Source organism: Neoluteolibacter marinus (assembly GCF_014904755.1).
Lineage (GTDB): Bacteria > Verrucomicrobiota > Verrucomicrobiia > Verrucomicrobiales > Akkermansiaceae > Haloferula > Haloferula marina.
In genome coordinates, this window is record NZ_JACZFQ010000112.1 from 1 (window position 1) to 10171 (window position 10171).

At 65.7% G+C, this 10171-nt stretch carries 12 protein-coding genes; 5 read left to right on the forward strand and 7 right to left on the reverse strand.

What is annotated here, in order from left to right; all coding sequences use genetic code 11:
* From IG178_RS22030 to IG178_RS22040, 3 genes are all read left to right on the forward strand, one after another.
* A partial coding sequence (locus tag IG178_RS22030; RefSeq protein WP_255519005.1) for a penicillin-binding transpeptidase domain-containing protein occupies nucleotides 1-750 on the forward strand: 750 nt, incomplete at its 5' end.
* A gap of 41 nt (nucleotides 751-791) precedes the next feature.
* Nucleotides 792-2501, forward strand: a complete 1710-nt coding sequence (locus IG178_RS22035) for a transglycosylase domain-containing protein (RefSeq protein ID WP_193214752.1) — start codon at nucleotides 792-794, stop codon at nucleotides 2499-2501.
* Between the two features lie 62 nt (nucleotides 2502-2563).
* Nucleotides 2564-2983, forward strand: coding sequence for a Minf_1886 family protein (locus tag IG178_RS22040; protein ID WP_193214753.1), 420 nt, complete (start codon nucleotides 2564-2566; stop codon nucleotides 2981-2983).
* A gap of 7 nt (nucleotides 2984-2990) precedes the next feature.
* Here the strand turns inward: IG178_RS22040 and IG178_RS22045 are convergent, their stop codons facing one another.
* Genes IG178_RS22045 through IG178_RS22065 form a run of 5 tightly spaced genes read right to left on the reverse strand, consistent with a single transcriptional unit; the run spans nucleotide 2991 to nucleotide 7761 of the window.
* Nucleotides 2991-3728, reverse strand: coding sequence for a purine-nucleoside phosphorylase (locus IG178_RS22045; RefSeq protein WP_193214754.1), 738 nt, complete (start codon nucleotides 3726-3728; stop codon nucleotides 2991-2993).
* 56 nt (nucleotides 3729-3784) lie between these two features.
* A complete protein-coding gene (locus IG178_RS22050) occupies nucleotides 3785-4720 on the reverse strand; it encodes a 2-dehydropantoate 2-reductase (protein WP_193214755.1) in 936 nt (311 codons plus the stop codon).
* 21 nt (nucleotides 4721-4741) lie between these two features.
* The gene (locus tag IG178_RS22055; RefSeq protein WP_193214756.1) at nucleotides 4742-5656 is read right to left on the reverse strand and encodes a histone deacetylase family protein; all 915 of its coding nucleotides are present in this window, start codon (nucleotides 5654-5656) and stop codon (nucleotides 4742-4744) included.
* A gap of 52 nt (nucleotides 5657-5708) precedes the next feature.
* Entirely contained in the window at nucleotides 5709-7466 is a 1758-nt protein-coding gene (locus IG178_RS22060) for a sodium:solute symporter family protein (RefSeq protein WP_193214757.1), read from the reverse strand.
* Between the two features lie 10 nt (nucleotides 7467-7476).
* The gene (locus tag IG178_RS22065) at nucleotides 7477-7761 is read right to left on the reverse strand and encodes a DUF4212 domain-containing protein (protein WP_193214758.1); all 285 of its coding nucleotides are present in this window, start codon (nucleotides 7759-7761) and stop codon (nucleotides 7477-7479) included.
* A gap of 177 nt (nucleotides 7762-7938) precedes the next feature.
* Here IG178_RS22065 and IG178_RS22070 point away from each other — a divergent pair, with 177 nt between their 5' ends.
* Both IG178_RS22070 and IG178_RS22075 read left to right on the forward strand, forming a co-directional pair.
* Complete coding sequence (locus tag IG178_RS22070) at nucleotides 7939-8379, forward strand: hypothetical protein (RefSeq protein WP_193214759.1); 441 nt, start codon at nucleotides 7939-7941, stop codon at nucleotides 8377-8379.
* 235 nt (nucleotides 8380-8614) lie between these two features.
* Complete coding sequence (locus IG178_RS22075) at nucleotides 8615-9445, forward strand: glycoside hydrolase N-terminal domain-containing protein (protein WP_193214760.1); 831 nt, start codon at nucleotides 8615-8617, stop codon at nucleotides 9443-9445.
* Here IG178_RS22075 and IG178_RS22080 read toward each other — a convergent pair whose 3' ends face one another.
* Nucleotides 9446-9901, reverse strand: a complete 456-nt coding sequence (locus IG178_RS22080; RefSeq protein ID WP_193214761.1) for an ACT domain-containing protein — start codon at nucleotides 9899-9901, stop codon at nucleotides 9446-9448.
* 13 nt (nucleotides 9902-9914) lie between these two features.
* Nucleotides 9915-10171 (reverse strand): hypothetical protein (locus IG178_RS22085; protein WP_193214762.1); only part of this gene is annotated, 257 nt, incomplete at its 5' end.

The window sequence follows — 10171 nt, forward strand, 5'->3', positions numbered from 1 at the left end:
TCGCCGACCAGTTACCTCGGTGCCTGGGAGGCCAGCACCTACGAGGTAGCATCCGCCTACACCGTCTTCCCCAACCGCGGCATGCGCCACCCGCCGCGGATCATCGACGAGATCCGCGACCGCAAGGGCAACGTCCTGTACAAGAACAAGCCCGTCCCCTACGTTGCGACCAGCTCGGGATCGGCCTGGAGCGTGTCCCAGATCCTCCGCGAGGTCACCGAACGCGGCACCGCCGCCTCGGTCAAGTCCCTCGGCTTCAACAAGCCCTGCGGTGGCAAGACCGGCACCACCAACGACTACAAGGACGCCTGGTTCGCCGGCTACACCTCCAGCATCACCTGCGCCGTCTGGGTCGGCCTCGACACCCCGAAGAAGATCATCGACCGCGGCTACGGCTCCACCCTCGCCCTGCCGGTCTGGGTCGAGGTCATGAAAACCGCCGACAAGCTCGGCTACAAGGCGGAGGGCCTGACGTCCCAGCTGTCCTTCGTCGAATGCCGGCTCTGCCGCAGTTCCGGCAAGCGCGCCACCAGCGGCTGCGAAGCGGCGGGCGAAGGTTATACCGACAACGTGCCCGCCGACATCGTTCCCGCCGAGAACGACCTTTGCCCGGATCATCCGGCCCGCGCCCTGCCGGTGGATGCCGGCGAGGTGGACTCCGGCCGGCCGCTGCGCGCCCAGCCGGTCGACGACGGGCCGATCGAGGAAGAGCAAGACGAACCGCTCAAAGCCCTGCCGGTCGAAGAATAGGCTTCTGCTTTCCGGTCAGTGGTTTCTTCTTCCCCCCGTTCATGTCCACCTGGCGTCCCATCCGCAGAACACCCGCCTGGCTTGCCTGGATGCCGGGCTGGCTGCGGCTGGCCCTGCGCTGGGGGCTGTGGTGCTGCGGCATCGCCGCCGTCCTCGGCCTCCTGGTGGTCGCTTACTACTTCACCCGGGCCTCCCGCTTCGACCTCAAGGAGGTCGCGGAGATGCCGGCCCGCACCACCTTCTACGACCGCAACGGCAAGGAACTCGGCAGCGGCGGCCTCAGCGGGCGGCGGCTGGTCACCCGCAAGGACATCCCCGACTTCCTCGTCAATGCGCTGCGCGCCCGCGAGGACGCCCGCTTCTACGACCACGGCGGCGTCGATTTCCGCGGCCTGGCCCGAGCCACCGTGCGCAACGTCAAGGATGGCGACTTCACCCAGGGCGCCTCGACCCTGAGCATGCAGCTCACGCGGAACACCTTCGAGATCCGCGAGAAATCGATCGACCGCAAGCTGTTGGAAATCGCCCTCACCCTGCGCCTCGAAGCCCGCTACTCCAAGGACGAGATCCTCGCCCACTACCTCAACCGCATCTACTTCGGCGCCGGTTGCCACGGCATCGACATGGCCGCCCGCACCTACTTCGGCAAGCCCACCTCGGCGCTCAACGAGGCCGAGAGCGCGATGCTGGTCGGCATCATCCGCGGACCCCACATTTTCTCCCCGTTCCGCAACCTCCCCGCCGCCCGCGACCAGCAGTCCGAAGTCCTCGCCCGCATGAAAGCGATGGCCATGATCGACGGCGAAAACGTCGAGCGCATCAAGCGGATCCCGATCGTGCTGGTGCCGCAGGAGAAGCGCGGGGAAGGCCGCTCCTACGCTCTCGAGGCCATCCAGAAGGAGCTGCAGACCATCCTCGACGACGAGGACATCCGCGACGGTGGCCTGACCGTCCGCACCACCCTCGACAGCGGTTGGCAGCAGCGCCTCGAAAGCGACCTGTTCGCCTCGCTCGAGAAAATCGAGAACTCGAAGGGCTGGGACTACCCTGTTGCCGCCGAGCACGTGGCCGGCACCGAACCCGGCTACCTCCAGTGCGCCGCCGTCACCTTGGAAACCAGAACCGGAGCCATGCTCGCGCTGGTCGGCGGGCGCGACTACATGGACTCCCGTTACGACCGCACCACCGGAGCCCGCCGTGATCTCGGCGCGGCCTTCGAGCCCTGGGTCGCCGCCGCCGCCGCCGAACGCGGCAAGCTGGTGCTGCCGGGCAAACCGGTCCAGACCGGCCGTCAGATCGGCCCCCGCGAGACCAGCCGGATCGCCAAACGCTGCGGCATCACCGGCCCCTTCCTCGACACCGAGGACCTGTTCCGCGGCAGTGCCGCCGCCACTCCGTTGGAAGTGGCCACCGGGCTCGCCACCCTCGGCAACGACGGGCTGCGGCCGCGACCATACTTGATCCAGTCCATTACTTCCGCCGAAGGCCGCGAGCTGTTCAAGGCCAAGGCATCGACCACCCCCGCCCTCAGCCGCGAGGCCGCCCGCGAAGCCGCCGCGCTGCTGGAGAGCACCTCGGGCACGCGGGTCCACGGCGGCGCCACCGGATCGGGTCGCGACGCCTGGCTGCTGCGGCTCGGGCCGAAAGGCTCCACGTCCATCTGGGTCGGCTTCGACCAGCCGCAGCGGATCAGCTCCGCATCCCGGCTCGATGCCGTGTTGGACGACCTCGCCGCGCGCCTCGGCAACTGAACTTCGGCGGCCCTCGCTAACATCTTTGACTCCGGCCCGGCGTCCGGGCATTTTCCCAACGCATGAAGGCACTGCAGTTCGAGCAAGCGGTCGAGTCGATCCTCCAACGAGAGAAGCGCTACGACGCCCAGGCCTACCTGTTCCTCAAGGAAGCGCTCGACTTCACCCTCAAGCGTGCCGCCGACGCCAATGGCGGGGAACCCCGCCACGTCTCCGGGCCCGAGCTTTGCCTCGGATTCCGCGACCTCGCGATCCAGCAGTTCGGGCCAATGGCCGGCACGCTGATGTCCGAGTGGGGCTTGCGTGAAAGCGGCGACATCGGCGAAATGGTCTTCCACCTGATCGACGAGCAGATGTTCGGCAAGCAGGACAGCGACACCAAGGAGGACTTCGCCAGCGCCTTCGACTTCGACGACGCCTTCGTCTTCCCCTTCCAACCGAAGACCCGCGGTGCCAAGGGCAGCGAGCTCTCCCGCAAGTAAGCGCGGGTCACAGGCCGCACCAGGCTTCCAGCAAGTCCATCATCGATCCGGCCGCGGCCGCCCCGGTCTCGATCACTTCCGCATGGTCCAGGGCTTGCGGAGAGATCCCCGCCGCCCAGTTGGTCAGGCAGGAGAACCCGGTGACTTTCATCCCCAAGGCACGGGCCTGCAGCGCTTCGAGCACCGTGCTCATACCGACGGCGTCCGCGCCCATGGCCGAAAGCATCCGGATCTCGGCGGGGGTTTCGTACTGGGGACCTCGTAGCCCGGCATAGACCCCTTCGTGGAGCGTCAGCTCGCGCTCGATCGCCAGCGCGTGGAAACACTTCCGGACCTCAAGGTCGTAGACTTCGCTCATGTCGATGAAGTTGGCGCCGCCCTCCAGCGGCGAGGTCCCGGTGAGGTTCAGGTGATCGGTGAGCATCATCCAGCTGCCCGGCGCATGGACGGAATTGAGGGTTCCCGCCGCGTTGGTAAGCACCAGGTGCCGCACCCCCTGTTGATGGAGCCAGCGCACCCCGGCACTCACCGCCTTGGCATCGTGCCCTTCATACAAATGCACGCGCCCTTGCATCACAATCACCGGGCGTCCGCCGAGCTGCCCGATGAGGAATTGGCCGGCGTGGCCTTTGACCCGGGACTCCGGCAGCCCGGCGTGGGCAAAGGCCACCGCCTTGTCCACCTTCACCCGCTCCGCCAGGGGACCGAGCCCCGAACCCAACACGATGCCAACCGGCTGTTCCATGGACGCATCCTGAGCCTCCCACGGCGGCGGCGACAAATCCGAAATCGACCCGCCTGTCAGCGCACCGAACTGACCCGCGCCCGGATCCGGTCGGCCAGGCGCTCCAGCATCGGCACCGCAACCCCGGCGGCCTTTGCCCGCCGCAATGGCTCGCCCCAGATTGCCTCGAACTCCACCTCGCGGCCCTCGATGAAATCGATCATGCTCGATGGCCGGTAGGGCCCCATCGGCCGGGTCCGCTCGACGTTCACGTCGATCAACGCGTCGTCGAGGTCCAGTCCCTGCGCCCGGGCGGCGGCGATCACCTCCGCCATCAGTCCGCGGATCTCCGCCTCCGACTCGTCGGTTGCCAACAAGTCCTCGGTGGTCACGCCGCCGTCCGCGATCGCCAGGCCGTTGAACGGGATGTTCCACACCAGCTTCGTCCATTGCGCCACCGCCAGCGACGGGACCGCCTCGGTCGGGATCTTCGCCGCACCGAAGCGTCGCGCGATCTCCTCCGCCCTGCCACGTCCGTCCTTGATGTAATCTCCCACGCTGATCCGGCCGCCCGCCGTGTGGCTGACATACCCGGGTGACAGGCGGTTCAGGCACACGAAGCACAAGGCACCCAGCACCCGGTCCGCGCCGACAATCCCCGCCAGCTGCTCGCAGTTCCCCAGGCCGTTCTGCAGGGTCAGAACCTGGGTTCCCTCGTGAAGCAGCGGCGGCAGCAGCGCGGCCAGGTGTCCATTCGCCGTGGCCTTCCACGCCACGATCACCAGGTCCACCGGCCCGATCTCCTCGGTCGTCCGGAGGGCATTGACTTCCTGCAGGTGGAGATCACCCGCGACGCTGTCGATGCGGATGCCCTCATACTTCACGACGTCGTGGTCCGACCTCATCAGGAATCGTACATCCTCCCCGGCGGCCGCCAGGCGCGCGCCGTAGTAGAGCCCCACGGCACCGGCTCCCACCACTGCCACCGATCCGAATGTCCAGCTGTCCGCCATCAGTTGATCAAGGTCTCCGTCCTACAGGCCCCGGTAGGTCGCGGCCAACTTCTTCGCCGTGGCCACCGTGTTGCGGTGGATCTTCGCGGTGAACTCCGCCTGGCGGTTGTAGCCGCCTCCATAGAGCACGGCCACCGGGACGTGGTTGCGGATGAAAGCCCTCAGCAGGACATCGTCGCGGCGCTGCAGGTCTTTCACCGACAGGTGCATCTGGCCGAAGCGGTCGTTGCGGTGATTGTCCGCCCCGGCGATCCAGATCACCAGGTCCGGCGCAAAACTGTCGAGCGCTCCCGCCAGCGTGTGGAAGAGCTGTTTCAGGTACATCTCCCCTTCCACGTAGCGCACGGTCTCCACATCCAGCGAACTCGCCACCTTGCGGGTCGGGTAGTTCTTCCCGACGTGGATCGAGTAGGTGAAGACCCGCGGGTCGCCGCCGAGGATGGCGGCGGTGCCGTTCCCCTGGTGGGCGTCGGTGTCCACCACCATCACCTTGATTCCGGGCTGCTTGGCCTGCAGGTCCCGGATCGCGACCGCGACGTCATTGAAAACGCAGTAGCCTTCGCCGTGCTCCCGGAAGGCATGGTGGGTGCCGCCGGCCAGGCAAACCGCGACGCCTTCGGTCAAGGCCGCGTGGCACGTCTGCCGCGTCGCCTCGACCTCGGTCGCGCTGCGGGTGTAGAGCTGCGGCGACAGCGGAAGCCCCAGCTGGATCTGCTCCTTGCGGTCGAGCAAGCCGGAGTAGATCCGGTCGATGTAGTCCGTCTCGTGCACCGACTTGAGCAAATGCCCGTCAGCCACCTTCACCTCGATGATCTCCTCCGGCTTCAGGATGCCGCCGTCCAGCAGCATGTCCTTTGAAATACGGAACTTCTCCATCGGGAACGGATGCCCCGATGGCAGTTTCAGCTCGAAGTCCTGCGAGTAGAAGCAGCGCATGTGCCCCACCACGCAACCACAGCCCCGGCCCCTTGCCCAACGAAATGTCGGCTCAGTGATCCACCGGCCCGCTATCTTCCTCCCCGAAGGCCGCACGCGGCAGCCGGACCCGGTCGACCAGGTCGCGGATCTCCTGCGGCGGGCGCGGGGTGGCGATCGAAACGAGCACCGCGACGACGAAATTGAGCACCATCCCGAGAGTCCCGATCCCCTCCGGTGAGATCCCCAGCCACCAGTTGGCCTCCACATTCGACTGCGGGCTGATGAACTTGAACCAGATGATGTAGCTCGCCGTGAAGACCAGCCCCGCGACCATGCCGGAAACAGCCCCGGCCGTGGTGGTGCGCTTGGAGAAGATCCCGAGGATGATCGCCGGGAAGAACGAGGCGGCCGCGAGCCCGAAGGCGAAGGCCACCACCTCGGCAACGAAGGCCGGAGGCTTGATGCCGAAGTAGCCCGCGATGACCACCGCGACCGCCGCGGCGCAGCGGGCCCAGATCAGCTCACCGCGCTCGGTCAACTGCATGCCAATGATGGGGGCAATGGTTTTCTTCACCATGTCGTGCGCCACCGAGGTGGAAATCACCAGCAGCAGGCCGGCCGCCGTGGACAAGGCGGCCGCCAGACCGCCGGCGGCGACCAGGGCCACCACCCAGTTCGGCAGGCGGGCAATCTCCGGGTTGGCCAGCACCATGATGTCCTTGTCGATCGTCAGCTCGTTCGCGGGTAGCCCCATCGCCGCGGCGTTCGGACCGGTGTACTGAATCCGGCCGTCGCCGTTCTTGTCGTCGAACTGGATCAGGTCGACGTTCTCCCATTTCTTGAACCATTCGGGGACTTCGGCGTAAGACGCGTTGTCGACGGTCTTCAGCAGGTTGGTGCGGGCGAACACCGAGATCGCCGGGGCAGTGGTGTAGAGGATCGCGATGAACAGCAGCGCCCAGAGCGCCGACGAACGCGCGGCGGAGGCCTTCTTCACCGTATAGAAACGGACGATCACGTGCGGCAGGCCGGCGGTGCCGCACATCAACGCCGCCGTGATGAAGAAAACATCCGTGGTCGATTTCTGGCCCTCCGTGTAGGCCGCGAAACCGAGCTCCTTGCTCAGTCCGTCGAGCTGGTCGAGCAGGTAGCCCCCCTCGTTGCCACCGCCGAAACCGAGCTGGGGAATCGGCGTGCCCGCCATCTGGATCGAAAGGAAGATCGCCGGCACCATGAAAGCGAAGATGAGCACGCAGTACTGGGCCACCTGGGTGTAGGTGATGCCCTTCATTCCGCCGAGCACGGCATAGAACAGCACGACGACCATCCCGATCACCACCCCGGCGTTGATCGGGGTCATGCCGAGCACGGTGTCCATGTCGCCGAACAGCATCCGCGAGAAAACAATCCCCACCCCGCGCATCTGCCCGGCGACGTAGGTGAATGAAACGAAGATCGCACAGAGCAACGCGACGAAACGCGCCCAGCCGGAGTAGTAGCGGTCACCGATGAAGTCCGGCACGGTGAACTTGCCGAATCGGCGCAGGTAGGGCGCCAACAACAGCGCCAGCAGCACATAGCCGCCGGTCCAGCCCATCAGGTAGACCGAGCCGTCGCGACCCGCGAACGAGATGATGCCGGCCATCGAAATGAACGACGCCGCGCTCATCCAGTCGGCCGCCGTCGCCATGCCGTTGGCGACACTCGGCACGCCGCCGCCGGCGACGTAGAAATCCTTGGTCGAGCCGGCCCGCGACCAGATGGCGACCCCGATGTAGAGGGAAAAGGTCAGGCCGACGAGGATCCAGGTCCAAGTTTGAACGTCCATGATCGTCGGGTCAGTCGGATTTGCCGCCGAGAAGCTCGCGGTCGAGCTTGTTCATGACGATCACGTAGATCGCGATCAGGACCAGGAACACATAAATGCTCCCCTGCTGGGCGAACCAGAAGCCCAGCTTGAAGCCGGTTCCCGGCAAGCGGACTTTGTCGAGCTCCTCCACGAAAAGGATCCCGCAGCCGTAGGAAACGGCGAACCAGATGCTCAGCAGGATCCCCAGCACGGTCAGGTTTTTCCGCCAGTAGCGGCGCTTTGCATCTTCGTCGGGTAAGTTCGGGTTTTCCATGGATTTCCAACCTACCTAACACCCTTGCCGCGGCAGGGGAACCACTCATTCCGTCCGCATTCGGGTTAGTGGCGGGTGGGAACATTCCAAGCCAACGCGGCGTTTCCCGCGAGCTACGGCTTTCCAATCAACCGATGGTTGCTCACGCTCCGGCACAAGCGGCTACCTACCCGCCCGATGACCTCACGATTCAAGCTCCGGGTTGATCGCCAGCGACGCTGGGCGCTCGCAGGTGCCGTGGCGCTTTTCATCGTCTTCGTCGTGCTTGTCATCAGAGGTTGGAGCGACCCGCCCGACCGCATGCCCCTTCACGCGATGCCAGTCGGGCTGGCTGCCATCTTCAGTTGGCTGAGATGGCAAAAGCTGCGTGATATCCCCGACGGGGCGGGAATCGAGCTGGATGACCAGTGCATCAAGTTCATCCCGGCCAGCTTTTGGAACCATCAGCCGATCGCTTGGGAAAAAGTCACCGGGATTCGGGTCGAAAGTTCCGCGATCTGGTTGATCTACATTCGGAACGGTTTGGAAAGAACCCAGGACATTCCACGCAACCAGCTCAACCCGGAGGACGCCGAGGCCTTGATCGCGGAGCTTCGGTCCCGGACCGGCACCACGTGAACTCGCGAAAGGGAGCGCCGGATTCATCCGGCTTGGACAGATGGCTTGCAGCCGCTCCGTTCTCACAGCCCCGGGCCGACCGGGGTGAATCGGGGCCGTGCCGGCAAGCCGAGGTCGAGCCCGATCACGCTGGCGGATCCACCAACCCGCCATCCAGGCCGGATGAATCCGGCGCTCCATCCCGCACTTTCCAGCTGCGGGACCGGTTGAAGCATGGAAGGCTGCCCCCCTCCGGATGACCATCGCCCCTTTCTCCATCCTCTGCCTGTGCCTTGCCATGGGGACAAAAGCTCGTGGTGGCGACCTCAGCTTCCCAAGCCCGGCACAATCAAAAGCCTCCGCATTTCCGCTCGGCAACGGTCACCTCGGCAGTCTCGTCCCGGGAAAAACCGATACCTCGGAAATACCGATCTTCGGCTCTCCCCGCAGCGAAAAGGTCGATCCCAGTCAACCCGGTTCCGGCTTCTCGGGAGAAAACCTCGGATCGTTCCACCTCGACTGGCTGGACGCGGACAAGGAAGTCACCGACTACCGCCGCTCGCTGGATCTCGCCGATGGCACCGTCACGACCACCTTCAAGCGCGGCGGCGCGGGCTTCACGTGGACCACTTTCGTCTCCGCCACCGACGACCTGCTGGTCGTCCATTTGCGCACCGACAAGCCGGGCTTCCTCGGTTTCCGCGCGAAATTGCGGCAAGGAAACACTTCCGCGCAAGTCGAGGACCGCCGGGTGCTGGTCCTCGACGGTCGGACGGATCGGGACCAGCCGTTCCAAGCCCGCGCCTGGATCTACCCGATGGAATCCGAGGTGACGCCGGGGGACGGCGAGATCGCGGTCCACGGCGAGGGCGAGGCGCTGATCCTGGTGGCCGCGGCCTCCGAGCCCGAACGGATCGCCCAGCTGCCCGAACGGATGAAAGCCCACGGGTTCGGAGGCCCGGAACACCCGGACATCTTCCGGCTCTGGACCACCCTGCTGGAACGGCACCGCGAAGCGCACCGAAAGGCCATGGCGAACCACCCGCACGACTTCGCGAGCTACCTCAAGGTTGCCAGCGCGCCCTGATCAACGGCTCAGCTCTTCCTGGCAGATCAGCTTGAAGCCCGCCTGGTTGAGCACGGTGGTCGCGAACTCGTAGTCCTCGACGTGCATTGCCAGCATCGAGTGGTTCTTGGGCGATGGCATCAGCGCGTAGGCGAAATCCACGTTCGTTTCCGCGATCATCAGGGTATCCAGCACCGGCAGCAGCTCGGGGCCGGATTCGCGCAGCGACACCACCACCAGGTCGCAGGTGGTGTGCGGGATCCCCTTCTCGATGAACATCTGCTCGGTGGTGTCAGGGTCGGTCACCACCAGCCGCGCCACGGTCGCGTCGCGCGAGTCCTGGACACTGATCCCCACCACCTCGATCGCCGAGGCACGCAACATCTTGACCATCGAGGCCAAGGCACCGGCACGGTTGGGGAGCAGCACGGAAAATTGCTTCACGGGACTCCCCGGCTCGATCGTCTTGGCAGCCATGTTCGGATGTGGATCAGCCCCGCGGCCCGCGGAGCGGAACCGTTAATACCCCACCCGTGGACTTGTTCTCAATAACGATTTGATTGGGTCGCACGTCATCCACGACATACTCCGCACCGTCCGCGCCCTGGAACTTCTGGCCGGCTTTCGCCAGGTAGCGCCGCCCCGCGGCGTCCTCGACCAGCGCCACCGGATCGTGCGCCGTCGAGGCCAGGCCCGACACCAGCTCGCGGCGGCTGCCGTTGCCCGTGTCCTCCACCTCCCCCACCC

What these genes read in the sequence shown, in the direction of transcription:
- IG178_RS22035 (WP_193214752.1), top strand. Translation starts at nt 792, where the DNA reads ATGTCCACCTGGCGTCCCATCCGCAGAACACCCGCCTGGCTTGCCTGG.
- IG178_RS22040 (WP_193214753.1), top strand. Translation starts at nt 2,564, where the DNA reads ATGAAGGCACTGCAGTTCGAGCAAGCGGTCGAGTCGATCCTCCAACGA.
- IG178_RS22045 (WP_193214754.1), bottom strand. Translation starts at nt 3,728, where the DNA reads ATGGAACAGCCGGTTGGCATCGTGTTGGGTTCGGGGCTCGGTCCCCTG.
- IG178_RS22050 (WP_193214755.1), bottom strand. Translation starts at nt 4,720, where the DNA reads ATGGCGGACAGCTGGACATTCGGATCGGTGGCAGTGGTGGGAGCCGGT.
- IG178_RS22055 (WP_193214756.1), bottom strand. Translation starts at nt 5,656, where the DNA reads ATGCGCTGCTTCTACTCGCAGGACTTCGAGCTGAAACTGCCATCGGGG.
- IG178_RS22060 (WP_193214757.1), bottom strand. Translation starts at nt 7,466, where the DNA reads ATGGACGTTCAAACTTGGACCTGGATCCTCGTCGGCCTGACCTTTTCC.
- IG178_RS22065 (WP_193214758.1), bottom strand. Translation starts at nt 7,761, where the DNA reads ATGGAAAACCCGAACTTACCCGACGAAGATGCAAAGCGCCGCTACTGG.
- IG178_RS22070 (WP_193214759.1), top strand. Translation starts at nt 7,939, where the DNA reads ATGACCTCACGATTCAAGCTCCGGGTTGATCGCCAGCGACGCTGGGCG.
- IG178_RS22075 (WP_193214760.1), top strand. Translation starts at nt 8,615, where the DNA reads ATGACCATCGCCCCTTTCTCCATCCTCTGCCTGTGCCTTGCCATGGGG.
- IG178_RS22080 (WP_193214761.1), bottom strand. Translation starts at nt 9,901, where the DNA reads ATGGCTGCCAAGACGATCGAGCCGGGGAGTCCCGTGAAGCAATTTTCC.